The sequence below is a fragment of the Cellulosilyticum sp. genome (assembly GCF_982396655.1).
This window is the reverse complement of record NZ_CEVXFV010000059.1, coordinates 1-24241: the sequence shown is the minus strand read 5'-3', so window position 1 is coordinate 24241 and position 24241 is coordinate 1. Positions and strand designations below refer to the sequence as shown.

Here is a 24241-nt window from a genome sequence, read left to right as displayed (position 1 = left end):
TACATTTATCGTTAGGCGCAAACTATATTGCTATAGTTTACTAAAATCTATCATTAATTGTGTTCAGTTTTCAAAGTACGATACTCGACTAGTATATCAACTTACTTGTTACTTGTCAAGTTTTAATTTTCTTTCATTTGCAGCCCAGTTAATGTGCTGACTCAAAGAATTATACTAGATTGTATTACTATTTGTCAACACATTTTATAAGCTTAATTGATTTTTATTTTCTTCAATCCATTGTGCACTTTTTTCATAGTTTGGAAGAAGTTCTTTTAACTTAGCTAAAGCTGCTTCTTTATCTTCTGTATTAATGTGGCATAAGCTACTTACAATAACATAATCCATAACATCTACTGTTACCATCCCTAATCTTACATTAGCAAAAATAACTTTATCATTTGCACGGAAGAAAACTTTATTGTCATCTGCCACTTCAATCTCTGTTGGAATAATCTCAAATGATTCTTTATATACTTTTAATCTTTCTTTAATTTTGGCTTCAACTTTATCTTTATACCATAAAATAATTGCATTTCGAATCTCAGCTTTATTTTCTGTATTTGTTTCTATAACAAATTTGCCTCTTACCATTTTTACTTTAATAGGTGCTTCATCTACTTTTACAATCTCTAGACCATAGTTTTTGCCTAAATAAGTATATTGCTCTAATAATTCAGGTTCTTTGGTTTCTCTAATCTCTACTGCATTATTTGCGAGCTTACTAAGAATCCAAGGTGCATTGCCTTTAATCTTATCCATAACCGCAAATACTGATGTTCCTATTGGAGCGATTACACTAACTTTTCCATCAGCATCAATATTAATGGAGATTGCTCTAGTTTTTTTATAGGTTAGCTCATAGGTTATTTTGGTGCCTTTGTAATCAAAGTGTAGTTTCATTTTAGTACCCCTTCATTTTTTTATCCATGTTTAATTCTTAGAACAAACATTGTTTATTATATCAAATTTCATCATATTTGTACATATCTAAGTTAACATATGTGTTATCAAATAGGAAAGACCAATTTATATCATACTTTTATATTTACACTAATATTTTCCTTTTTGTATTTATCAGAATCTTTTAGTATGTTATAATAAATAAAACCCTAAAAAGCATCCTATATTAATAAGGTAGCTTTATTATTAGAAAGGAGATTACAATGGCTACTAATAGCAGTGAACTTAAAGACTTTCAAGACTTTATAGATACTGTCCTTATTCGCAACAAGAGTATTCTCGATCAAACAACTAAACTTCAAGATGCTTGTACACATCTTTGCCGTGCCATTTCTAAGGCTTCAACCACTTGTGGTTGCATTACAATTAATGCTTCAAAACAACCTTATCCTATTACAGAAGAAGTTTCTTTAGATGAAGTTCGTACACTTCTTAGTACACATGTAAATGGTACCTTATGTCCTGCCTGTGAAGAACTTATCTCTAAAGAAATGGGGCGTGTACTTTTTTATTTAGGTGCTATTGCTAATACCTTTAACATTCCGCTTTCTAAAGTTCTAGAAGATGAACAATATCGTACAGCACTCTTAGGAAAATATTCACTTAGATAATTAATTATAGTATAACGAAAATACCGCCAAAAACCAATATATACTTAGTATTTCTTAATTTTATAATTATATGATACTTTGTTTTAGGATTATTACACTACTATATATTATCAGCTATTATGATATAATAAATCTATAGATTTCACATTTATAAATCTTAGTTATTCATGATTTCTAGTCATGTGAAATCATTAGGAGAAACCTATTTATCTATATGTATATTTCAGTTGGTTTCTCTATAAGTTGTTAAAAAAACATTAGTTATTTTATTTAAATCATTGCTGTATATAGTGAAATAGTCTACAGATAAACCTAGTGATGCTAAATCACTCGCAAATTACTTAGGAGGCATTTATGAATTTACGACCAAGAGCTGCTGCTATTATTATTAATGAAAATAAGGAATTACTTGTCTTAAGGCAAAAAAATCCTACAACTGGTTTTGAATGGTGGACATTACCTGGCGGCGGTATGGAAGGAGAAGAAAGCGTTATTGACACCATTGTTCGGGAAGTCGAAGAAGAATGCAATGTTCATTGCCGTCCTATGAAACTACTTTATGTAAGTGAATACGTAGATTATTCTATTAATACACATCATCTAGGACTCTTCTTCCTTACTACAATTGATGATATAGAAAATTTAAAAGCTGGAATAGATCCTGAAATTGAAGAACAATTTATTCAAGAATGTCGCTTTATTTCAGAAGAAGACTTAAAAAACTCTGGGATTCCTATTTACCCGCCTGTTTTTAAAGAACAATTCTGGGAAGATTTAAGAAACGGCTTTGTAAATCATGAAATCTACCAAAGAGGTCAAATAACCACATAGAAAACGAAGTTCTTCTCGCTTCTTCGTTTTCTATGTGGTTATTTTTTATTATCTGTTCAAGATATTTATCCGCCGTCTTCTATATAAGTCTTCTATATAATAAGTAGCGAACTTTCAAAACAAAGCAAAAAGCAGGCATCCCCTAAGGTTCGCCTGCTTTTTACTCTATATTTATAAATTAGAATCCTAATGGAAGTCCAAATGTAAAGAATCCAATTAATACTGTTGACCAGATTATTAAGAATGAAATTGAGTAAGGGAACATTAAGCTAATTAAGTCACCTACTGAATATTCTGGTTTGTATTTTCTCATGAATACTAATATTAAACCTGCATATGACATAAGTGGTGTAATAATATTAGTTGATGAGTCAGCTACTCTATATGCAGCTGCTACGATATCTGGTGTCATGTTACTATTTACTTGATATAACATTGGTACGAAAATTGGTCCAAGTAACATCCATTTAGATGTCATACCACCAACGAATAAGTTAATAATCGCTGTTACAATGATGAATCCAATGATAAGTAAAATTGGGAAATCTGAAAGTCCCATTTTTTGAAGACCTGTTGCACCTAAGTAAGTAATGTATGTTCCAAGTTGTGATTGGCTAAGAAGTGCTAAGAAGTTATAAGAGAAGAATGTAAGTACGATTACAGCACCCATTGAACTCATTGACTTAGACATTGCTTTAACTACATCATCTAATTTCTTGAACATCCCTACTTTTACACCGTAGAATAAACCTGGCATGAAGAATAAGAATGTAATAATTAAGATAATGTTATCAAGGAATGGAGTTACTTCTTTACCTTCTTCAGTTACATATGAAGCAAGTGGTCCAAATCCAAGTAAAGCTACAATTGCAATACCTACTAAAAGACCAAGCCCAGCCCATTTAAGTGCTTTGTTTTCTTCTGGTTTAACTGTAAAGTCATCAAGATTCATATCTGCTGGGATTGTGTAATCTTGTTTCTCAAGTCTTGGTTTAATTACTTTACTTGTAATAAATCCACCTACAACTGTTAAAATAACAGTTGAAACTAATACGAAGATATAGTGCATTGTTGGTGCATTAAGTGCAACACCTGCCGCATTTGTAAATGGTACACCTTGTGCTTCTGCAAACGCTTTAGCATTTGTACCAAGAATAACGTCTACTGGTGTTCCTGGAATTAAGTTTGCACTGAATCCAGCTGACACCCCAGCAAAGGCTGCTGCCATACCGATTAATGGATTTTTCTTAAGACCTGCATATAAAAGACCTGCAAGTGGAATAAGAATAACATATCCTGCATCTGTTGCCACACTACTCATGATTCCTAAGAATACAAGTACATATGGTAAGTATTTATCTGATACTTTAAGTCCTACTTTTTTAATAAGTGTTGAAAGAAGACCTGATTCTTCTGCAAGGCCTACCCCTAACATTACAACAAGAATTGTTCCAAGAACTCCTCCGCCGTATTGTAACCAGTTTGTTGTAAGTGCATTATCGAAAATCCATCTGATATTCTCTGCATCAAACATATTTTTGATTTGGTAACTAATTGTGCTACCGTCAGCTCCTAATGTGCTGAACTCTTTACCACCTAAGAATAATGTGATAATCATTGTAATTGCATATAATCCCATAAAGATAATAACAGGATCTGGAATCTTTTTACCGATTTTTTCGATTAAAGATTGTTTACTTTTATCTTGTTTTCGCATAATTCTCCTCCTATATGATTAAGATGTGAACATATGTATACATTAAACGCGTATATATAATACTGTATTGCCTTGTATAAATTATGTTAACTCCGCTTTAACTGTTTTTCATTATAACAACATCACCCAGCTTTTGCAACATTTATACCAAAAAAAATTATGTTAACTTTTATCACATTAAACCAAAATACCACCAAACCCTTGATATCACTTAAATTTTACCACTTCAACTCGCTAAAATTTATTCATATAATTATCTAACCTATACTGACATTCGCAAGCCAAAGCATTAAATCCTTCATATTTCTTGTATTTTCACTTTTATCACGTCATTATTCAGAATATTCAACTATAAATAATTACTTTCTTTTAATAGAAATATATGCTATATTATTGTTAGACCTTGGAAATTTCATTTTCACTTGGTTGTTTATTCCTGTCGGATTTTAGTCCGCGTACGGAATACATTTTGAAAGAATTATCTTTTTAGAATAACAACAGTATAGGAGACTTATAAAATGAAAGCTATTGTAGATCAAGATACATGTATCGGTTGTGCACTTTGCGTTTCAATGTGTGATAGTGTATTTAGCATGAATGATGAAGGCGTATCAGAAGCTATTGCTACTGAAATTGATGCTACTCTTGTAGACGATGTAACAGAAGCAAGAGATTGCTGCCCTGTAGATGCTATCTCAATCGAAGAATAATAAAATAATGTTTCAAGCAAAAGGCGACTAATACCTAAGGTATTAGTCGCCTTTTGTTTGAATTGTTTTTTAAAAAGGAATATTTTTGTCTTCCTCAAACACACTCCAAATCACCTCACTGAGTGTATTTTTTTCTATCACTTGAAGGTTTTTTAATTTTAAATCACGCTGAAGAGACTTTCTTGCCACATAAGCTTTTTTATATCCCATGCGATCCGCTTCACGAAGTCTAGCTTCTAAAGTTGGCACTCGTTTTAATTCTCCCGTCAAACCAATGTCTGCAATGAACAATGTACTGCTTGGAATACTCTTTCCTTTTTCAGAAGAAACTACACTCATAATAATTGCTAAATTAGCTGCTTGTTCTTTTAGCTTAAGTCCTCCAGTTGTTTTTACAACTACATTTTTATCATAAAGCTGTATTTTTCCACGCTGCTCTAAAATAGAAATAAGCGTATTTAACTGCTCTCGCTTAATATTTTCACTGATGCGTGATGGATATGGCGTAAAAGAAGTACTTACTAAACTTTCCACTTCTACAATAATAGGTCGCGTCCCCTCTCTTACTACTGTCAACGCGCAACCTGATACCTTGTCATCCTCTTCCCTTTGTGTCATAAAATATTCAGAAGGATTTTCAATAGGCTCCATGCCTTTTTCTGTCATGGCAAAAAAGGCTGCTTCTCCCGTAGAACCAAAACGATTTTTAGATGCTATAATACCTCTTAACTCTTCTCCACTTTCTCCTTCTATAATTAGTACTGCATCTACCAAATGTTCTAATGCTCTTACACCTGCAATCTCATCATCTTTCGTCATTTGCCCTACAACTATAACGGCTCGTGGTTTTTTGCCACCTTTAGCAACTTGAAGAAGTGCATTGGCACATTCCATCGTTTGTACAGGGCTACCAGGCCTTGAACTGTACTCTTCCATAATAAAGGTCTGAATACTATCAACAATAATCAAATCCGCATCAACTTCTTCGATAACAGCTAATACATTATTCATACTTACATCTGAATGGATCCATATATTAGGATTAACCTTATCAAGTATACGCTCCGCACGATTTTTAATTTGTCCTTCACTTTCTTCTCCTGATGCATATAGGACATTAAGACCTTTATCCGCTACATCTTGAGCTACTTGTAATAATAATGTAGATTTACCAGCACCAGGCCTTGCCGTAATAATGGTCATAGAATCTTTTACAATTCCTCCCCCCATTACACGATTAAATTCACTAATATCTGTGATAATACGTTCAGATGTACTTCCTGATACATCAATTAATCGCCTTGTAGCAATATTACCTTTTACCACTCTATTTCCGCCTGCTTTTCTTACTGGTTCTGGTTCCTGCTCAATAATTGTATTCCACTCTTTACAACCATCACATCTACCTTGCCACTTAGAATAAACTTGTCCACAACTTGTACATATATATATTTGTTTTGCTTTTGCCATCTCATATCCTTTCTTACTGACTATTTATTTTATAAAGACTAACTAAAACTTACAGATACGAAATCTATAGGTCTACAGAAGGTTCTTATATTATTTAAGGTCTTTTTTAGTATATACCAAGCATTTTATTTTTCATACACTAACATCATTTCTAACTGTACTATATTACAAAAGCTACCTAGAAATCTCCTAGGTAGCTTTTGATTTATTGTTTATTTACTTTCTTTAATACTACTGCTTGTGATTCTCTGCCACAATCAACTGAGAAACTTACTTTTCCTGATAAATTAGATTTAACATTTCCAACTGTCATATCATCAATCAGAAGCTTATATTCTGTATTAGCTTCTAGCTCTAATGTGATTTGTGAACTTTCATTACCTTCTACACTAAAGCTTACTTCTTGATCAGTTACTTTAAAATCATGAACAGTTGTGCCTGGTAATGATTCATATACGAGGGCTCCATCTCTTTTAAGTTTAGTTACTTCGTAGAATGTCTTTGCTTTATATAATCTACCTTCTACTTCGAAATCTAATACTTTAGTTTTTTCTTTAAGTTCATAGTTTCCAAAACTAAGTGCCCCATTCTCTTCTAACCTAATAATTTCATTTACAACAGCCATTGCTAAATCCTCCAATGTTTTCTCTCTTTATAATGTAATGATTTACTATATTATACATGATTCACTAAAAAAAGTATACGTTTGCGATATTATTTTAAATTTGTTTGTTAAATACACATAATTCATTTTCAAGGTTTACCACTACTTTATCGCCTTCACGTAAATTACCACCTAAAATTTCATCTGATAATTGATCTTCAATATAAGTTTGAATTGTTCTTCTAAGTGGTCTTGCACCATATGCCTTATCATAGCCTTTTTCAGCTAGGAAATCTACAGCTTCTTTACTAAGTTCAATCTCAATACCTACATTTTTACTAATACGTGCAATAAGCTTATTAATCATAATACCTGCAATTGCCCTAATATTTTCCGTTGTAAGTGGATGGAATACAATTGTTTCATCAATACGATTTAAGAATTCTGGCTTAAATGTACGTTTAACCTCTTCCATAACATTTTTCTTCATATCTTCATAGGACTTTTGAGCATCTTCTGCCGAAACGAAACCAACGCGTTTTGGTTCAATGATATTCCTTGCCCCAATATTAGATGTCATAATAATAATTGTATTTTTGAAATCAATACGACGCCCTTTAGAATCTGTAATATGACCATCATCTAATATTTGAAGAAGAATATTAAATACATCACCATGCGCTTTTTCAATTTCATCAAACAAAATAACACTATAAGGCTTTCTTCTTACTTTTTCTGTAAGTTGTCCACCTTCATCATAACCTACATAACCTGGAGGTGAACCTATCATTTTAGATACGGTATGTTTCTCCATATATTCAGACATATCTACACGAATCATAGCATTTTCATCACCAAACATTGCTTCAGCTAGTGCTTTAGTAAGCTCTGTCTTACCTACACCTGTTGGTCCTAAGAAAATAAATGAGCCGATTGGTCTATTTGGATCTTTAAGTCCTACACGTCCTCTTCTTACTGCTTTTGATACAGCTTTGATAGCTTCCTCTTGCCCAATAACACGTTCATGTAAGATATTTTCCATATTACGAAGACGTTCTGATTCTTCTTCTGCTAAACGTCTAACAGGAATATGTGTCCAACTACTTACAATATCTGCTACATCTTCTTCAGTTACAATTTGATTATTTTTTGTATGCTTTGTATCCCATTCTACTTTAGCACTTGCAATTTGTTCTTTTATTTCATTTTCTTGTGCTTTTATTTGGGCAGCTTTCTCATATTCTTCACTAATAATAGCTTCTTCTTTAGCCTTACCAAGTTTAGCAAGCTTTTCTTCAAGTTCTTTTACATTCGCTGGTGAAGTATATGAACGAAGTCTTACTTTAGAAGCAGCTTCATCAATAAGGTCAATTGCTTTATCTGGTAAATAACGGTCCGCTATATATCTACTTGAAAGTTTTACAGCTGCCTTAAGTGCATCTTCAGTAATTTGAACTTGATGATGTACTTCATATTTATCTTTTATACCTTTTAAAATTTCTAAGGTTTCTTCCTGTGTAGGTTCTTCTACTTGTACAGGTTGGAAACGTCTTTCGAGTGCTGCATCCTTTTCAATATGTTTGCGATATTCATCTAATGTAGTTGCACCTACAAGCTGTATTTCTCCTCTTGCTAAAGATGGCTTTAAAATATTAGAAGCATCCATAGCACCTTCTGCTGCACCTGCACCTATAATCGTATGAAGTTCATCAATGAAAAGTATAACATCTCCTACTGCTCTTACCTCTTCAAGTACCTTATTGATTCGTTCCTCAAATTCACCACGATACTTTGTACCAGAAATCATTGTAGATAAATCTAGTGATACAACACGCTTATCCTTTAATAAATCTGGAATATTACCACTAACAATCTTTTGAGCTAGTCCTTCTACAACTGCTGTTTTACCAACTCCTGGTTCTCCTACAAGGCAAGGATTGTTTTTTGTTCTTCTTGAAAGAATTTGAATTACACGTTCAATTTCTGCTTCTCTACCAATAATAGGATCAAACTTCTCATCTCTTGCAAGTCCAGTTAAATCCCTACTATATTTATCAAGTGTAGGTGTAGTAGACTTCACCTTTTTATTACCATCTTTTACACTACTAAAATTAGCTTCTGTTTTTTGACTGCCACCTGTTAGCACTTCCATTAAAGAGCTTAGTAATTTATTAGTATTTACGCCTAACGCTTCTAATAATCTTACTGCAACACAGTTCTTTTCTCTTAACATACTAATAAGTAAGTATTCTGTCCCAATGCCATCTGTTCCTAACTCTTTTGTAAACTGGGCACTCATCTCAAAAATTCTCTTTACTCTAGGTGTAAAATCTTTAGGAAGGGCGAGATTAACTACGCCCACTCCTATTACTTCTTTAATCTTATTTAAAATATCTTCTTCTACAATGCCACAGCTTTCAAGAGCTTTTTTAGAAACTGAATTAGGTGAATGAATTAATCCTACTAATAAATGCTCTGTTCCTAAATATCCATGTCTAAACTCTGTCATGACCTGCTCTGCATATTCAATAGCAATCTGTGCCTGTGGTGTAAATTTAATTTCCATATATGCTCATCTCCTATCCTAGAGGCCTCTTCTTCAAGTCCTGTGAAATATTATTCAAATTTATTGCCACAGTGAATACAATATGCAGCATGAATATTATTTCCAGTATTACAAACTGGGCAAACTTTCATAACCTTAACATTATCAGCTTGCTTTGTTTCCTCCGCTGCTTTTGTCTGCATTTCACCCCATGTGGATTTCACATCTTCTTTAAAACTGTTAAAGCTTGTTTTCTGAGTATTTACGATATCCTCTAATTTCTTTTCTGCTTCTTCTATATCTTTTACAAGTTCTGTAATTTTTTCATAAATAGCACCTTGCGTTTCATCACTTTCGCCTGTTGTATAGGCTTTATAGTGACTTTCGCCTAGTGTTTGATATAACTTTTTAAGTTCATTTTTCTTAGCAATTAAATCAGTTCTAATACTTGCTTGATCTACTGATTTCTGAGTTTGATCAACTGCTTCTTTAATAGTTGTCTTAATACTATCTCCTAATTTGCTAAAAATATCTGCCATCTTTATTACCTCCCAATATTTTTACTCTATTTTTAATATACTACCTTTATTCTAGCCACTTCAAATCCTCTAATTAATATATGCACGTGTTGCTTGTAACTAGTACTCTCTGTAATAATTACTTATAGTAACATATCTTCAGAATTATCACTGCGACAAATCACTCTAATAATGATTAGTCTATAGTCATTATACTGAGCAAAAATAAATTTACTATTAAGATAACATTCAAGACTATATGCTCATCATAATCTTTGATTTTCATTTTATCACACTTATTTGATATTTTAAACAAAAATACTAAGATTAATACACCCCTGTATTATAATAAAAAGTTTTCTTAACACTAAGTACTGACCTTTCTTAGTCCTATAAAAAAAAGAGACTTATTTCAAAGTCTCCTATACATTACTATGTATTTAGTGCAAAACTAACCTTAATCCCCTTATCTACCTGAGCCATAAGCTCATCATCTAAATGACAAATTTTTTCTTTCAGTCTCTTTTTATCGATCGTCCTAATTTGCTCTAGGAGTATAACAGAATTTTTAACCAACTCATATTCTGCTGCATCAATTTCTACATGTGTAGGAAGCTTGGCTTTATTTATCTTTGAAGTGATTGCTGCACAAATTACAGTAGGACTAAATTTATTACCCACATCATTTTGTACCACAAGTACAGGTCTGATGCCACCTTGCTCTGACCCTATAACAGGGCTTAAATCTGCATAAAAAATATCTCCACGTTTTACTTGCACTTTTCCTCACACTCCGCTACGCGATCGTAATAAGACTGGACCTCACTCTCTGCTTGAAAACAATAATTTGAGAGGGCCAAGTTAATAGCCGCCATTTCTTTATAGCCTTTTTTCATCGTATTAAATGCACACTCGTTATCGGGGACTTTCTCTTTATTTTTACCAGTATGCATGGGGTGGGTATGACCCACCTTATAATCATTTTTGCTACAATCACTTCTTGACTTCGCCACTTGCAAATCACTCCCCACTAACATCGTGATTTACTCCTAACTAGCTATTTTCATTTTTGCCATTTTCTTATCATTTTATACGATGTTATTAAATTTTTTATTTATACATAAATACGTGGAACTCGCTTCCCTATCATACACATGACTTCATAATTAATTGTACCCAAGATTTCAGCTATCTCTTCTATAGGAATATTGTTTTCTCCTTGAGCACCGAAAACAACCACCTCATCTTCTACGCTTACATCTTTAATATGGGTTACATCTACCATAAATTGATCCATACAAATGTTACCTACAATTGGAGCATACTGGCCTCTAATAAGCACTCTTCCTTTATTACTTAATCTCCTTGAGTAACCATCTGCATAGCCAATTGGTATTGTTGCAATCTTAGTTTTTTGATGGGTATAATATTTTCTACCATAACCTACATAATTACCTTCTGGGAGTTCTTTTACATGTACCACCTGCGTCTTGAGTGTCATAGCTGGTTGAAGATTTAATATCTTACCTTTTAGATATGTAGACGGATAGTAACCATAAAGTATAATCCCTGGTCTTACTACATTGAGATCTGCATATCCATGGCACATAATTGCTGCACTATTAGCTGCATGTATTATAGGTAAGTCTATACCTACTTCGTGTAGTTCTTTCAAAAAACCTTCAAATATACTCCACTGTTCTTTGGTATAACTTACATCTTCTTCATCTGCTGTAGAGAAGTGCGTAAAAATTCCTTCCATATTAATATGAGGCAGTTTTGAAATTTTTAGTACCTCTTCAATACTTTGTGGGCAAGATAAAAATCCAATACGTCCCATTCCAGTATCCACTTTTATATGAATATTAACTGTTTTATTAAGTTTCACTGCCTCATCTGATATATACTTTGCCATTTCATATGAAAAAACAGTTTGTGTTAAATCATTTTGGATTAGAGTTTTAATGTCAGCTCTTGGTGTATAACCCAGTACAAGTATAGGTGATGTAATGCCATTCTTTCTAAGCTCTTCACCTTCTTTGGCAATAGCAACAGCAAAGCGGTTAACGCCCTCTTGTTGCAAAATACTTGCGATTTTTAAGGCACCATGACCATAAGCGTCCGCTTTGATAATTGCCATCATTTCTGTATACTTAGGTATATGCTTTCTAATTTCTTTATAATTATGTTTAATTGCAGAGATACTTACTTCTGCAACGACACGTGGTCTAAGAGATTCCATATTCTCCTCCTTGGTTTACTTCCACTTTTTCCTTAGTTATGTTTAAAATTTTCAAATTCAATAAGTATAGATGTACTACCATCAACACCTGTAATCTCCATTTTAATAGGTGTCTTAGTAGTCTCATCAAACCACAGCTTTTCATTAGCCATATACTTGTAGTCTCCTGGAATCATTGTCTCAAAACATGTTGTCTTCTTACCATTTAATGTTGTTTCTTCCTTTTTAGCTGCGCTACCCTCTAGATAGTGGGCAATAAAACTTCCAAGAAGCACTTCATTTCTTGCAGTTAATACTTTACCTTTGAAACTTGTTTTTGTAATTGGATTGTATTCTATCACTTCATTATTTTCATAACTTACTTGGTAGCCCTTAAGATGCTCTGGGCTTTCAATGGTCATAGTATACGCACCGCCTACCTCAGCTCTTTGCTTCATCTTTATTACATTAGGTTGCGTGTCTTTCAAAAACGTTATGGTAGCATCTACTTCATATGTCTTCATATTCTTTATGAGACTTTCTGCATCCACTGATGCATTGCTACTTTCCTTTTGACATCCATAAAAAACAACCGAAATAAGTAACAAAAATATAAACAAAACAATCCTTCGTGCTCTCACTTTGCTTCCCCCTACTATTTTATAAGTGTTGGAAGTAAGTCGCTTCTGCCTATAATACCTACTAATTGATTTCTCTCATTAATAACAGGTATACGATTAATTCGCCTATTCATCATAATGGATGCGATTTCACCGATTGTTGCATCTAAATGGACTGCATATACTGGTGATGACATTATATCACTTGCAGTAAGGTAATTCAAATGTCTGTACTTTTGTTTGTATGGTATTTCCCCATCTATAAATAATATACTCGCAACAAACTCTAGATATGATGAAATATTTAATCCCTTTTCTTTTGTAATTAAGTCTTTTTCAGTTACAATGCCTACTAATTGTTTATTATTATCTACCACTGGCACGCCACTTACATGATTTTGCATCAATATGCTGACGATATCCTTAACCTTTTCTTCTTTTGATACAAAAATAACATTCTTTTTCATGATATCTCTAGCACGCATTTTTTCACCTCCTAGGTGAAGCCTCATCTGTTTAATGAAGCACCTATAACTTAACCGTTCATCTTCTTTAATATATAAAAATTACTTCTGTTTTTTAGACACTAAGTCTTCGATAACTAAATTTATGCCCTCTTTATATATATCACTTGGAAGCAAACTATATTCATTTTTCTTTTGCACAAGTAAATCTCCAGCTCTTGATTGTATATAAACACCTAATTTAGTTGCCTCAATTGGCATTATATTCTGTGCCCATAAACCTGTAATAAGTCCCGTTAAAACGTCACCACTCCCTCCTTTTGCCATACCATTATTACCACTTCTACTTATATATATGTTGCCAGTCTCATCTGCAATTACTGTTCTTTCTATTTTGAGAACCAAAATAACCTTATTTTTTTGTGCAAATTGTCTAGCATTTTCTATAGGATGTTCTAAAATTTCTTCAATTGTTGCCCCTGTGAGCCTAGCCATTTCTCCAGGATGTGGTGTAAGAATTGTAGGTGCCATACGCTTTTTAAGAATTTCTAACATGTCACTTACATAATAAAGGCCATCTGCGTCTATGACACACGGCTTGTCACTTAGAAGTACTTCTTTTACTGCCTTTTTAGCTGCTTCACTCCTGCCAAGACCAGGTCCTATAGCAACCTTAGTATAGTTTGAAATTAGCTCTTTAATCTGTTTAACGCCTTCTAATGCAATATGTCCTTCTTCATCTCTTAGTGGAACAGTCATAACTTCTGTAAGCTTTACCTCCATAATGTCATGAATGCTTTCCGGTACTGCAGCTGTTACAAGACCACTACCTATTTTGAGTGCAGCCTCGCTTGCTAAAGTCGGTGCGCCTGACATTCCCTTCTGCCCACCTATTATAATTATTTTGCCATAAGTCCCTTTATTACTCCTAGTGAAACGTTTAGGCAATATGCTTTTCATCTCTTCTTTTTCTAGTGAAAATTGCTTAGTTTCTGTCTCATTTATAAGCTCCTGTGGAATGCCAATTGGCACAACTTGTACATGCCCTACATAGTCAATTGCAGGATATAATACAAGCCCTGTCTTTAATGCTGCAAACGTAATTGTTTGATTGGCCTTAACTGCTATACCTTGTACCTGTCCTGTTGTCCCATCTATGCCAGAAGGGATATCGACACAAATTTTAATAGCTCCTACTTCATTTATAGTTGCTATAATTTCTGCAAATATCCCTTGTACCTTTCTCGTTAAACCTGTGCCAAAAATTGCATCAACAATAAGATCCGCATTATTTAAATAACCTCTGGCTATTTCTATATTCTCATTTGTAATATGAACTAATGGAATGTCCATATTTTTAGCAATTTCATAATAGGTCTTGCCATCTGCTGAAAGTTTCTCAGAAGATGCTAACATTAAGATAATTACCTTACGCTTTGACCAGCTTACAAGTTGCCTTGCAAGCGAAAGGCCATCCCCGCCATTATTACCAGGACCACAAACAATAACAATCTCCTCCAGGTTCTCATCTAATGCTTCTATGGCTTTAAACACTTGATATGAAGCTTGTTCCATAAGCAAAAGGCTAGGTATACCATACCTAGCCGTTGCTAATTCATCTATTTTTCTCATTTGAGTAGGCGTCATTAATTTCATATTATTCTCCTCCTTCTGCTAGGGCATAGGCCACTGCATAAGTCTGGCAATGTGAAATACTTACCTGCATAGCCGTCACACCTAATTCTTGCCCTAATCTTTGTGCTTTATTTAACAAATAAACTTTAGGTTTTCCCAATCTATCTGGTGTAATTTCTATATCACTGGCTGAAAAATTTCTAAAGCCTGTACCTAGTGCCTTACTTACTGCTTCTTTTGCTGCAAAAACACCTGCTATCGTTTCTGCGCGATAATTCTTCGTTTCAAAATAGCTCATTTCATTTGGTGTAAACACCTTACTTAAAAAAGAAGGTGTTTTTTTAACAGCCTTTTCAATGCGACTAATTTCAATAATGTCTGTTCCTATTCCTAATATCATTTTTTATTCGTATCCCATAATGTTTTATCGATAATTTCAATTTGCTGTTGCCCTACAATATTATGAAGATAATTGTAGATATCCTTTAAAAATTTTTCACTTTGTTTCTTTTCATTAGTTTTCTTAAGCATTTCAGCACGAAGTGCCTCAATCTCTGACTCTAGCTTTATCTCTTTTTGACGATGAATATCTATATATTCATAACCTACTGCTACCATCTCCCCTATAAGCTCTTTATTAGTTACTTGAACCTGCTCATCTACCTCTTCAAGTCTTGTTTCAATATTCTCTAAACGATTATTTACTTCTAAAGTACTTTGATGTAATTTATTGAGTTCTTCTATTTTTTTATCCCCATCTTCACCTTGTACTTCTCCACTTAAAGCTAAAATTTGCTTTAGGAAATTTTGCTTCACTTTATTATACTCTTTATAATCCGTATTTAAACGTGCCTGTTCCTTAAGAAGTTCTTGTAACAGCTTTTCTTTTTCATCAATCACTTTACTTTTTATTTGTTCCTTAACGGTATACCATAGTGGATCTAATAGCACAATAGGTAACTTCCTATTTTCTAAGACCGTATTAATATAGCTTTTTTTAATTTCTACTTGCTTATCTGATAACTTTACATTATCTGCTATATCATCCTGTACAACTACTTTTCTATTTTTCTTTCCAAATCCGAACATCCCTTGCCCCCTTAATTATTACTCTTATAGGCTCTATATTATAGATATCACATTTATAAAGTTTTATTATTATATATTTTTTAACTTTATAGCCAGTTTCTCTATATTATATCTTGTTTTTTAATATTAGAATATGAATTTCATCAATAAATGCTGGTCACTTATAAATATGTCGGCATTTTGAAAGAATAAATTATGCATTCTCTTTTTTCAATTTCTTTATACCTTATTATAGATTTCACATTTATAAAATTTAGTTATTCATAGTTTGTAGTCATGTGAAATCATTGAGAGAAATCTATTTACCTAAATGCATATTTCAAGTTTTTGGTTTCTCTATATAGATTTCACATTTATAAATTTTAATTATTCATAGTCTTGAGTCATGTGAAATCATTAGGAGAAACCTATTTACCTCGATGCATATTTCAAGTTTTTAATTTGTTTCTCTATAGAAATTTAAAAAAGCTATCACGGAAATAATCTGTGATAGCTCTTTTAACATACCTTATAATTCTTTAGGCGTACGCCCATGTTCTGCTTCATTTATTTTATATGCTAAGGTCATTAAGTTTTGTGATAAGTGTACGTTCTCTACTTGTACTGTATCAGGTAAGAATAAGTCAACTGGTGAGAAATTCCAAAGCCCTTTAATTCCCCACTTCGCTAAATTTTCTGCTGTTTCTTTAACGCGTGTTTTTGGCATTGTTAAGATTGCAATTTCTACTCCGTTTTCTTTAACGAATTCCTCCATCTTATCAATATCCATAACCTCTACACCATTAATACTCATTCCGATGAGTCTTGGATTAACATCAAAAAGACCTATCGTCTTAAAACCACGTTTGCTAAATGAAGTTGAGTTAGCAATAGCTTGTCCTAAATTACCTACTCCGACGATAATCATTTTATAATTTTGATGAAGCCCTAAAATTTTGCCGATTTCTGTGTAGAGATATTCCACATTGTAACCATATCCTTGTTGTCCGAAGCCTCCAAAATTGTTAAGATCTTGACGAATTTGTGAGGCTGTTACATTCATTTTCTCGCTTAATTCCCTAGATGAGATTTTTGTCACACCTTTTTGTAGTAGTTCACCTAAGTAACGATAATAACGTGGTAAACGTCTTACTACAGCCATAGAAATTTTTCTTTCTTCTGTCACGTTTTCAACTCCTCACTTCTCATATACGTAGTGATTTCAGTATACATTTAGGTTTTTTTTTTGTCAATGTAGATTCTTGGCATGTTTCCTTTCTTTTTGCACTTTTTTTTGCTAAAATTAAAAAAGAATTACTAAGGAGGCTAAAAATGATTATCTCATGCAGTAATATACAAAAAACATTTATTGATCAAACTGTACTTAAAAATGTTAGTTTTCATATAGAAGATCATGAAAAGGTAGCTTTAATAGGAAATAATGGTGCGGGTAAAACCACATTACTTAAAATTCTTACGAAGGAAATGGAAAGTGATGGGGGTAGCATTTCTTGTAGTAAGGATTGTACCATCGGCTACTTAAAACAACATATGGACCTGGATTCAGAAAGAACCGTTTATGAAGAACTTCTTCATGTATTTGATGAAGTTATTGCCCTTGAAACAAAGCTTCATGATATGGAAGCTGAAATCGCCAGAACTTCTTCATTAGATTTAATGGGAAGCTATGATGCCCTCCGCACAGAATTTGAAAACAAAAAAGGCTATGAATATAAAAGCCTCGTCAAAGGTGTCTTAAAAGGTCTTGGTTTTGATGAATCTGTTTATGAAAAACCTATTTCTATTTTATCTGGTGGTCAAAAGAACCGTGTAGCTTTAGGTAAGCTCTTACTCCAAGAACCTACACTTCTTCTCCTTGATGAACCGACTAACCACTTAGATATTGAAGCTATTGAATGGTTAGAAGGTTTCCTTCGCAGCTATAAAGGTGCTGTTATCATCATTTCCCACGACCGTTACTTCTTAGATAAGATTGTTACAAAAGTAATTCACTTAGAATTCGGTCAGGCCTTTGTTTATAATGGTAACTATAGCGACTATGTGATTAAAAGTGAAAAAGAATACGAAATTGCTATGAAACACTTTGAAAAGCAACAAAGAGAAATCGCTCAGCAACAAGCCGTTATTGCTAAACTTAAGCAATTTAACCGTGAAAAATCTCTTAAACGTGCAAGAAGCCGCGAAAAGGCTCTTGATAAAATTGAGGTTATGGATGCTCCAATGATTGATAATAAACCAATGCAACTTGTACTTACGCCACGTATTCCAAGCGGTAATGACGTATTAGACCTCAAAGAAGTCAGCAAAACTTTTGAAGATGCACCTTTATTTAGCAACATGAATATGTCTATTAAAAAAGGTGATAAAGTTGCCTTAGTTGGTCCTAACGGCGTCGGTAAAACAACACTCTTCCGTATCATCTTAGAGCAAATTCCTGCATCCTCGGGTACTGTACGTTTAGGTTCTAATGTTATGGTGGGCTACTATGACCAGGAGCATTCTACATTAGATACAACTAATACGATTATGGAAGAAATCCAAACTTCTTTCCCAGAACTTAAAAATGGTGAAATCCGTAATATGCTTGCTGCTTTCTTATTTACAAATGATGATGTTTTCAAACCAATTTCTGCCTTAAGCGGTGGTGAAAGAGGACGTGTGGCACTTGCTAAGATTATGCTTTCAAAAGCTAACTTTTTAATCCTAGATGAACCGACTAACCACTTAGACATCTTATCAAAGGAAATATTAGAAAGTGCCATTTCAAATTACGAGGGAACTGTATTATATGTATCCCATGACCGTTACTTCATTAATCAAACAGCAAGCAAAGTCATTGAAATGAATCAAACAGGTGCAAAAGAATTCCTTGGGGACTATGATTACTATGTAGAGAAGAAAAAAGAACTTCTTACTACACCAGTGCCAAAAGTAACTGTTAAAACAGCAGTAGCAACTGCTCCTGCTGCTCCATCTAACAAAGATGACTGGCAAAAACAAAAAGAAGAACAAACACGTATTAGACGTATTCAAAATCAAATTACAAAAGTAGAAACAACTATTCAAGAAGCCGAAGCTGAAATGGAAGATATCGATGCACAGCTTTGCCTTGAAGAAGTTTATACTAATGCTGAAAAAAGCAAAGAACTGCTTCAAAGAAAAAGTGACCTTGAAGCTCAAGTTGCTAAGCTTTATGAAGACTGGGAATCACTTAGCGAAGCGCTATAAAAATATATTACGTTTCCTGATGAAATATCGCGTGCTATACAGGCTACTGGACTAAAAGATTATGTGCAGGATTATAAAGATGGCTTTCTATTTTTAAAAGACCATCCAGCACTATTGCATCTTATTTTATTTTTTACAGCCATTAATTTAGTAGCTTATATTGGCGGCGGCAGTATTACAACTACAGTGACCTCGCTAATTTTTAAGCGTGTCTCAAATGGCAAAATCGTATTTGGACTTTTTACTTCTGCTGTGACTCTAGGAACGCTTATTTGCCTCCTCGGATTGCAGCACAAAAGGTTCCATGAACTTAATAAGCGTTAAAGCATTATTATAGTTTTACAAGAAAGCAGTACTTTCTTAGCCTATAAAAAGCCCTACGCCAAGTTAGTTTAAATACTCGTTTGGCGTAGGGCTTTCATGCTCCATAACAAACTATCTAATAAAGTTCGTACGATTAGTGTATTCGTTTTGTGGACATTCTATTCCTTTTTCTTTACCTGCTTCAATGCACTTAAGAAGCCATGCCATATTTCTGCCAAGGTTACGCATAATTTGTAAGCCTTCTTCATCCTGCATCACATCTTCTGGCTTGCTGCCATGTACCATGTTCCAGTAACTTGAAGAGACAAGTGGCATCTCTGCAAAAGTAAAGTATTTATTAATAACTTCTAATGAAGCTGTTGTTCCTCCTCTTCTGGCACTCACAATAGCTGCTGCTGGTTTACTCTTAAAGTTTGATTTGCCTGCATAAAAAGCTCTATCTAAGAGACTTATTAAAGTCCCATTAGGAGATGCATAATAAACAGGTGATCCTACAATAAAACCATCTGCTTCTCCTGCTTTTTGAATAATTTCGTTGGTAATATCATCATCAAATACACATTTAACCTTACCACTACATTGTCCACAGCCAATGCAACCTCTCACAGGTTTTGCACCAATATGTACAATCTCTGTTTCAATACCGCATTCATTTAAAGGCTTTGCCACCTCGCATAAAGCTGTGTATGTACAGCCATTTTTGCGAGGACTTCCATTAATCAGTAATACTTTCATTTCTCCCACTCCTTATACGTTATAAATACCTATCTTGTTATTTATATGATATTTCACTATCATTTTATCACAAAATAAGTTACTACTTTATATTAGCTTAGCAAACTTTCATAGATTTTAAGGTCTTCATCTTTAAAAACATTAAATACTACTTTCTTTAATGTCTGATTTGCCTTTAAAAATTCCCTCACTACCCCTACTGCAATTTCTGCTGCTAATTCATTAGGAAAACAAAATACACCTGTTGAAATACAGCAAAAAGCAATACTTTCTATTTGATGTGCTACGGCTAGCTCTAAACAAGATTTATAACAATTAGCCAGTAAATCTTTTTCTACCGCTGTTACTTTGCTATGCACAATGGGTCCTACTGTATGCAAGACATACTCACAAGGTAAATTATAAGCCTTTGTTATTTTCGCCTTTCCAGTAGGCTCTTCATATCCTTGTGCGTTCATAAGTGTATCACAATCAAGTCTCAACTGTATGCCTGCAAAACTATGAATACAATTATCAATACATGAATGACCTGGAACAAAACAGCCTCTTAGCTGACTATTCGCTGCATTTACAATGGCCCCTATCTTTAATGTTGTAATATCTCCTTGCCATAAGGCTATACGTTCATCTACTTTAACAGCTGGCAATTTTGCAGCATCACAAATACCACAGCTTTGCAATGCCTCTTTTAAATATTCATCCTGTACCTTTAAAAATTGCTCTGAAATTGGCCTTGGCGAACGAACATTCATTAAAGACCTAAGGAGCCTTTCTTTCCCCATATATCCTTGTGGTATTTCTAGCGTAGCATATTGCTCATCTTCTTTTATTAAAACATCAATTAAATAATCTAATCTTTCTTCTTGCTTTATCATCTGCTATATGCCTCCTTATCTTATAACTTAAACATTCAATACTTTTCTTCCTAGATCCGCCTATATACCATAAGCTATTTTCTCATAATTGTTTCAGTACCTTTCCAATATCCTCATTAATACGAATAGATTTTTCTTCTATTTCCCTAGGTGCATAAGCTTCCCCTAGATTGATGCAAGCATACGTAGCTTTCTCCCACTGGTGCGTCATCTGCCAAAATCTATATTTTATAATGCCTGGTGTGTTCATCCCTGTACCTAGTTCTAAAAATAATATATGCTGATTTTTATTTCTACTAAGAAACTCCGAATATCTTTTTGCTGCACGCTGCCAACCTTCATTCTCCACAAAAGTATTATCACATCTCAGATTCATCGTCATAGGCTTGCCACAAACAGGGCAATATGGCATTAACTCTGCTGGCACTTTCATATCCTTCTGCTGTTCTATCATTTTATAAACAGTCTCTTCATTGTCATAAGTTAGCTGATGACATGGCACAGTACACTGCCATAAACCATAATCTCCCTGTGTATAAAACAAACGTTTTTTATCAAAACCTACTTTTTGAAACATATGATCTACATTGGTAGTAATAACAAAATACGCCTTATCTTTTACTATGCTTAACAAATCATCATATACTGGCTTTGGTGCATCTATATAACGATTATAATAAATTTGACGGCTCCACCATGCCCAATACTCTTCTAGTGTCTTAAATGGGTAAAATCCGCCTGAATACATATCAGTGATCCCATATTTATCTGCAAAATCCTTAAAGTACTTCTGAAATCTTTCACCTGTGTATGAAAAGCCAGCAGCAGTAGAAAGTCCTGCACCTGCACCAATGATTATCGCATCTGCTTTTTCTATTTCTTCACGCAACCTTTCAATCTTTCTTATGTCTAACTTATATTCTTCTTTCTTACTGAGCATTTATACACCACCTCTATTCATATACTCATTTCTCTACTACACCAAATGGACAACACTCTAAGCAATCGTCCTTCTTTTAATATTTAGTCCCTTGTTTTCATAAGTTCCACCTGCTTTACTCTACTTTCATTCTAAAAGCATTAATCCCTTTAAGAAAGTACGCACAATAAAGTGGTGTAGTTTCCATATGGATACTATTATTGAATTTTAATATTTAAATCACTATAATAAATCTATAAGTAAAAGATTAGATGACACTTGTTGCAACATTACAAGTATGTCTTACTAAACTTTCTATAAAGGAGATTATTATGGCAAAAGAACTTCCAGCTTGTCCTGTTGAAACAACGCTCGGGCTTATCAGTAACAAATGGAAAGTATTAATTATACGTGACCTTTTAACAGGCACCAAGCGTTTTGGGGAACTCATGAAATCTGTGACTGGCATTACACAAAAAGTTTTAACTAGCAACTTGCGTGATATGGAAGAGAGCGGTCTAATAACACGTACCGTTTATCCTGAAGTTCCCCCACGTGTTGAATATTCACTTACAGATACAGGTCGCAGCCTAGAACCCATCTTAGATGCTATGCTTGCATGGGGCGAAAATTATAAGCATCAACTTACTCACAAAATATAATGACAAACAAAAAGGATATTGCACACATAATGTGCAATATCCTTTTTGTTATAAGCTATATGTTTGAGGTGGGTTACCTGAAAAGTCTGCAATTGTTGCTTTGGCATTTTCTAAGTAAAATACTTCAAAAATTGGATTCTCTGCTGATTGATATTGACCTTTGACAATAGGATTTAACATACAGCCTTCTTTAACAGCCATATCATTTTTAAATACAACTTTTCCATTTAAACGTAGCCATGCATACTCAGGACTTGATACACAAACTTCAATTTCAGGATTTGCCAACATATCTTGATAAACATCTTTTGTATTATTTGTACAGAACCAAAGCTTTCCTTCCTTTTCAAAACAGAACATAAACGGACGACATTTTGCCTTACCATCTCTGCCTACTGTTGCTAAATATTGTACTGGATTTGCTTCTAAGAATTTTACTACTTCGTTCATAATTGCCTCCTATTTGGGACAATGCCCCCTAATTAAATATATTACTACTATGGAAGCGGCCACTTCTTATGCTTGTAGTATAAAATACTTTAATTCCCTTGCAAAGTATGCACAATAAAGTGGTATAGTTACCAAAAGGATACCCTTAACACTTTAAAAAATAACCTCTACAGCAACTGCAAAGAATTCTCTCAAATAATATGTAGGAATTAAGAAGTATAATGTCCTTGCACCTATACCACTTACCTTTTTGCCTAAATCTTTAGCTATCATTTTACTTCTTAACACATGAAAACGGTTAGTTACTATAACAACCGTAGCATCCCCCTTTTCTGCATCGATTATTTCAAAGGAATACTTTAAGTTTTGTGTTGTATCCCTTGATTGATCTTCTAATTTCAAGCGCTCTTCTGCTATACCTTTATCCACTAAATATCTACACATAGCTTCTGCTTCTGAAATATCTTCACCCACTCCTTGTCCCCCTGATAATACTGCCTTTGTTTCTGGATTTTCCACTAAATATTCATACGCCACATCTAAGCGCGCTTTTAAAGAAAGTGAAGGTGTTTCACCCCTAACCCTCGCACCTAGTACAATGAGATAATCACTATTTTCTGGTACATCAATTCCCAAACCATTTACTACAATAAGCCCTTCCACTAATACAAATATACTGATGCCGCTTATAAATAACCATTTAAACCAAGCCCTTTTAAAAAAGAAACAGTAAATCTTTTTAAATGAGAATAATAAGCTTATTATAATAATCCCTACCCACACAAGCTCCATCCCTGCACCACCATCTACAATAATAATATTTGCTAAGTTTAAACAGGCAAATACCACCATCATACGAAATAACCAAATCATTTTTCTCCTCCATATATTCTATGTTTACTTATATGCTACTTTATTTCACAAATAATGTATTAATTCTAAATATATTTTCTTAAATAATCAACTTTATTTCATATATTTCGATAAATATTTTTATATATAGAGAAACCAACTAAAAACTTGAAATATACATGTAGGTAAATAGGTTTC

26 protein-coding genes are annotated in these 24241 nt (G+C 33.6%); 6 read left to right on the top strand and 20 right to left on the bottom strand.

Translation table 11 applies throughout. From position 1 onward, the window contains the following. Positions 1 to 204 precede the first annotated feature (204 nt). Complete coding sequence (locus tag AC1VAQ_RS17925) at positions 205 to 903, bottom strand: M48 family metallopeptidase (RefSeq protein WP_302598760.1); 699 nt, start codon at positions 901 to 903, stop codon at positions 205 to 207. 263 nt (positions 904 to 1166) lie between these two features. On the opposite strand from AC1VAQ_RS17925, the gene AC1VAQ_RS17920 reads away from it, so the two are divergent. Continuing rightward, on the top strand, positions 1167 to 1574 hold the full coding sequence (locus tag AC1VAQ_RS17920; protein ID WP_302598761.1) for a nucleoside triphosphate pyrophosphohydrolase family protein: 408 nt from the start codon (positions 1167 to 1169) through the stop codon (positions 1572 to 1574). 354 nt (positions 1575 to 1928) lie between these two features. Continuing rightward, entirely contained in the window at positions 1929 to 2405 is a 477-nt protein-coding gene (locus AC1VAQ_RS17915) for an NUDIX domain-containing protein (protein WP_302598762.1), read from the top strand. 178 nt (positions 2406 to 2583) lie between these two features. On the opposite strand, the gene AC1VAQ_RS17910 is transcribed toward AC1VAQ_RS17915, so the two are convergent. Next, positions 2584 to 4122: an AbgT family transporter gene (locus AC1VAQ_RS17910; protein ID WP_302598763.1), complete on the bottom strand. Its 1539-nt coding sequence runs from the start codon at positions 4120 to 4122 to the stop codon at positions 2584 to 2586. Positions 4123 to 4640: 518 nt separating this feature from the next. Between AC1VAQ_RS17910 and AC1VAQ_RS17905 the strand changes: the two genes are divergently transcribed. After that, the gene (locus AC1VAQ_RS17905) at positions 4641 to 4832 is read left to right on the top strand and encodes a ferredoxin (protein ID WP_302598764.1); all 192 of its coding nucleotides are present in this window, start codon (positions 4641 to 4643) and stop codon (positions 4830 to 4832) included. A gap of 69 nt (positions 4833 to 4901) precedes the next feature. Here the strand turns inward: AC1VAQ_RS17905 and radA are convergent, their stop codons facing one another. The 13 genes from radA to AC1VAQ_RS17840 form a co-directional block, all read right to left on the bottom strand. Further along, positions 4902 to 6302 carry a DNA repair protein RadA gene (gene radA / locus AC1VAQ_RS17900; protein ID WP_302598766.1) on the bottom strand — a complete coding sequence of 467 codons (1401 nt, stop codon included), beginning with the start codon at positions 6300 to 6302 and terminating at the stop codon, positions 4902 to 4904. 205 nt (positions 6303 to 6507) lie between these two features. Then, positions 6508 to 6927 (bottom strand): endosialidase, encoded by a 420-nt coding sequence (locus tag AC1VAQ_RS17895; RefSeq protein WP_302598767.1) that lies wholly within the window; start codon positions 6925 to 6927, stop codon positions 6508 to 6510. Between the two features lie 94 nt (positions 6928 to 7021). Continuing rightward, positions 7022 to 9472, bottom strand: a complete 2451-nt coding sequence (locus AC1VAQ_RS17890; RefSeq protein WP_302598769.1) for an ATP-dependent Clp protease ATP-binding subunit — start codon at positions 9470 to 9472, stop codon at positions 7022 to 7024. A 50-nt stretch (positions 9473 to 9522) separates the two neighbouring features. Beyond that, positions 9523 to 9990, bottom strand: coding sequence for a hypothetical protein (locus tag AC1VAQ_RS17885; RefSeq protein WP_302598770.1), 468 nt, complete (start codon positions 9988 to 9990; stop codon positions 9523 to 9525). Positions 9991 to 10401: 411 nt separating this feature from the next. After that, positions 10402 to 10749, bottom strand: a complete 348-nt coding sequence (locus tag AC1VAQ_RS17880; protein ID WP_302598771.1) for a type II toxin-antitoxin system PemK/MazF family toxin — start codon at positions 10747 to 10749, stop codon at positions 10402 to 10404. Continuing rightward, on the bottom strand, positions 10740 to 11006 hold the full coding sequence (locus AC1VAQ_RS17875; protein ID WP_302598772.1) for a hypothetical protein: 267 nt from the start codon (positions 11004 to 11006) through the stop codon (positions 10740 to 10742). The genes AC1VAQ_RS17880 and AC1VAQ_RS17875 overlap by 10 nt, the downstream gene beginning before the upstream one ends. Positions 11007 to 11083: 77 nt before the next feature. After that, entirely contained in the window at positions 11084 to 12211 is a 1128-nt protein-coding gene (alr, locus tag AC1VAQ_RS17870; protein ID WP_302598773.1) for an alanine racemase, read from the bottom strand. A gap of 32 nt (positions 12212 to 12243) precedes the next feature. Then, positions 12244 to 12831 (bottom strand): LolA family protein, encoded by a 588-nt coding sequence (locus tag AC1VAQ_RS17865; RefSeq protein ID WP_302598774.1) that lies wholly within the window; start codon positions 12829 to 12831, stop codon positions 12244 to 12246. Between the two features lie 14 nt (positions 12832 to 12845). Then, on the bottom strand, positions 12846 to 13295 hold the full coding sequence (locus tag AC1VAQ_RS17860; protein ID WP_302598776.1) for a CBS domain-containing protein: 450 nt from the start codon (positions 13293 to 13295) through the stop codon (positions 12846 to 12848). Between the two features lie 81 nt (positions 13296 to 13376). Next, positions 13377 to 14930, bottom strand: a complete 1554-nt coding sequence (locus AC1VAQ_RS17855; RefSeq protein WP_302598780.1) for an NAD(P)H-hydrate dehydratase — start codon at positions 14928 to 14930, stop codon at positions 13377 to 13379. Between the two features lies 1 nt (position 14931). Beyond that, positions 14932 to 15309 (bottom strand): holo-ACP synthase, encoded by a 378-nt coding sequence (acpS, locus tag AC1VAQ_RS17850; protein WP_302598782.1) that lies wholly within the window; start codon positions 15307 to 15309, stop codon positions 14932 to 14934. Continuing rightward, a complete protein-coding gene (locus tag AC1VAQ_RS17845; protein WP_302598783.1) occupies positions 15306 to 15998 on the bottom strand; it encodes a hypothetical protein in 693 nt (230 codons plus the stop codon). Before AC1VAQ_RS17845 ends, acpS begins: the two co-directional genes overlap by 4 nt. A 508-nt stretch (positions 15999 to 16506) precedes the next feature. Beyond that, a complete protein-coding gene (locus AC1VAQ_RS17840) occupies positions 16507 to 17163 on the bottom strand; it encodes a redox-sensing transcriptional repressor Rex (RefSeq protein ID WP_302598785.1) in 657 nt (218 codons plus the stop codon). A gap of 146 nt (positions 17164 to 17309) precedes the next feature. Here AC1VAQ_RS17840 and AC1VAQ_RS17835 point away from each other — a divergent pair, with 146 nt between their 5' ends. Next, positions 17310 to 19226 (top strand): ABC-F family ATP-binding cassette domain-containing protein, encoded by a 1917-nt coding sequence (locus AC1VAQ_RS17835; protein WP_302598786.1) that lies wholly within the window; start codon positions 17310 to 17312, stop codon positions 19224 to 19226. Positions 19227 to 19289: 63 nt separating this feature from the next. Continuing rightward, positions 19290 to 19550 carry a hypothetical protein gene (locus AC1VAQ_RS17830; RefSeq protein ID WP_302598787.1) on the top strand — a complete coding sequence of 87 codons (261 nt, stop codon included), beginning with the start codon at positions 19290 to 19292 and terminating at the stop codon, positions 19548 to 19550. A 111-nt stretch (positions 19551 to 19661) separates the two neighbouring features. Here AC1VAQ_RS17830 and AC1VAQ_RS17825 read toward each other — a convergent pair whose 3' ends face one another. The 3 genes from AC1VAQ_RS17825 to AC1VAQ_RS17815 all read right to left on the bottom strand — a co-directional run bounded on the left by AC1VAQ_RS17825 (position 19662) and on the right by AC1VAQ_RS17815 (position 22100). Next, complete coding sequence (locus AC1VAQ_RS17825; protein WP_302598788.1) at positions 19662 to 20285, bottom strand: flavodoxin family protein; 624 nt, start codon at positions 20283 to 20285, stop codon at positions 19662 to 19664. 92 nt (positions 20286 to 20377) lie between these two features. After that, a complete protein-coding gene (locus AC1VAQ_RS17820) occupies positions 20378 to 21157 on the bottom strand; it encodes a protein-ADP-ribose hydrolase (RefSeq protein ID WP_302598798.1) in 780 nt (259 codons plus the stop codon). An 85-nt stretch (positions 21158 to 21242) separates the two neighbouring features. Further along, positions 21243 to 22100 (bottom strand): SIR2 family NAD-dependent protein deacylase, encoded by an 858-nt coding sequence (locus AC1VAQ_RS17815; RefSeq protein ID WP_302598789.1) that lies wholly within the window; start codon positions 22098 to 22100, stop codon positions 21243 to 21245. A 311-nt stretch (positions 22101 to 22411) separates the two neighbouring features. On the opposite strand from AC1VAQ_RS17815, the gene AC1VAQ_RS17810 reads away from it, so the two are divergent. Then, positions 22412 to 22741, top strand: a complete 330-nt coding sequence (locus AC1VAQ_RS17810) for a winged helix-turn-helix transcriptional regulator (RefSeq protein ID WP_302598799.1) — start codon at positions 22412 to 22414, stop codon at positions 22739 to 22741. A gap of 48 nt (positions 22742 to 22789) precedes the next feature. On the opposite strand, the gene AC1VAQ_RS17805 is transcribed toward AC1VAQ_RS17810, so the two are convergent. Continuing rightward, the gene (locus AC1VAQ_RS17805) at positions 22790 to 23191 is read right to left on the bottom strand and encodes a pyridoxamine 5'-phosphate oxidase family protein (RefSeq protein WP_302598791.1); all 402 of its coding nucleotides are present in this window, start codon (positions 23189 to 23191) and stop codon (positions 22790 to 22792) included. 153 nt (positions 23192 to 23344) lie between these two features. Then, complete coding sequence (locus AC1VAQ_RS17800) at positions 23345 to 24064, bottom strand: YdcF family protein (protein WP_302598793.1); 720 nt, start codon at positions 24062 to 24064, stop codon at positions 23345 to 23347. Positions 24065 to 24241: the final 177 nt, after the last annotated feature.

Excerpts from the sequence above, each read along its gene's own strand:
- AC1VAQ_RS17925 (WP_302598760.1), bottom strand. The coding sequence starts at position 903 with ATGAAACTACACTTTGATTACAAAGGCACCAAAATAACCTATGAGCTA.
- AC1VAQ_RS17920 (WP_302598761.1), top strand. The coding sequence starts at position 1,167 with ATGGCTACTAATAGCAGTGAACTTAAAGACTTTCAAGACTTTATAGAT.
- AC1VAQ_RS17915 (WP_302598762.1), top strand. The coding sequence starts at position 1,929 with ATGAATTTACGACCAAGAGCTGCTGCTATTATTATTAATGAAAATAAG.
- AC1VAQ_RS17910 (WP_302598763.1), bottom strand. The coding sequence starts at position 4,122 with ATGCGAAAACAAGATAAAAGTAAACAATCTTTAATCGAAAAAATCGGT.
- AC1VAQ_RS17905 (WP_302598764.1), top strand. The coding sequence starts at position 4,641 with ATGAAAGCTATTGTAGATCAAGATACATGTATCGGTTGTGCACTTTGC.
- radA (WP_302598766.1), bottom strand. The coding sequence starts at position 6,302 with ATGGCAAAAGCAAAACAAATATATATATGTACAAGTTGTGGACAAGTT.
- AC1VAQ_RS17895 (WP_302598767.1), bottom strand. The coding sequence starts at position 6,927 with ATGGCTGTTGTAAATGAAATTATTAGGTTAGAAGAGAATGGGGCACTT.
- AC1VAQ_RS17890 (WP_302598769.1), bottom strand. The coding sequence starts at position 9,472 with ATGGAAATTAAATTTACACCACAGGCACAGATTGCTATTGAATATGCA.
- AC1VAQ_RS17885 (WP_302598770.1), bottom strand. The coding sequence starts at position 9,990 with ATGGCAGATATTTTTAGCAAATTAGGAGATAGTATTAAGACAACTATT.
- AC1VAQ_RS17875 (WP_302598772.1), bottom strand. The coding sequence starts at position 11,006 with ATGTTAGTGGGGAGTGATTTGCAAGTGGCGAAGTCAAGAAGTGATTGT.
- alr (WP_302598773.1), bottom strand. The coding sequence starts at position 12,211 with ATGGAATCTCTTAGACCACGTGTCGTTGCAGAAGTAAGTATCTCTGCA.
- AC1VAQ_RS17860 (WP_302598776.1), bottom strand. The coding sequence starts at position 13,295 with ATGCGTGCTAGAGATATCATGAAAAAGAATGTTATTTTTGTATCAAAA.
- AC1VAQ_RS17855 (WP_302598780.1), bottom strand. The coding sequence starts at position 14,930 with ATGAAATTAATGACGCCTACTCAAATGAGAAAAATAGATGAATTAGCA.
- acpS (WP_302598782.1), bottom strand. The coding sequence starts at position 15,309 with ATGATATTAGGAATAGGAACAGACATTATTGAAATTAGTCGCATTGAA.
- AC1VAQ_RS17845 (WP_302598783.1), bottom strand. The coding sequence starts at position 15,998 with ATGTTCGGATTTGGAAAGAAAAATAGAAAAGTAGTTGTACAGGATGAT.
- AC1VAQ_RS17835 (WP_302598786.1), top strand. The coding sequence starts at position 17,310 with ATGATTATCTCATGCAGTAATATACAAAAAACATTTATTGATCAAACT.
- AC1VAQ_RS17825 (WP_302598788.1), bottom strand. The coding sequence starts at position 20,285 with ATGAAAGTATTACTGATTAATGGAAGTCCTCGCAAAAATGGCTGTACA.
- AC1VAQ_RS17815 (WP_302598789.1), bottom strand. The coding sequence starts at position 22,100 with ATGCTCAGTAAGAAAGAAGAATATAAGTTAGACATAAGAAAGATTGAA.
- AC1VAQ_RS17810 (WP_302598799.1), top strand. The coding sequence starts at position 22,412 with ATGGCAAAAGAACTTCCAGCTTGTCCTGTTGAAACAACGCTCGGGCTT.
- AC1VAQ_RS17805 (WP_302598791.1), bottom strand. The coding sequence starts at position 23,191 with ATGAACGAAGTAGTAAAATTCTTAGAAGCAAATCCAGTACAATATTTA.
- AC1VAQ_RS17800 (WP_302598793.1), bottom strand. The coding sequence starts at position 24,064 with ATGATTTGGTTATTTCGTATGATGGTGGTATTTGCCTGTTTAAACTTA.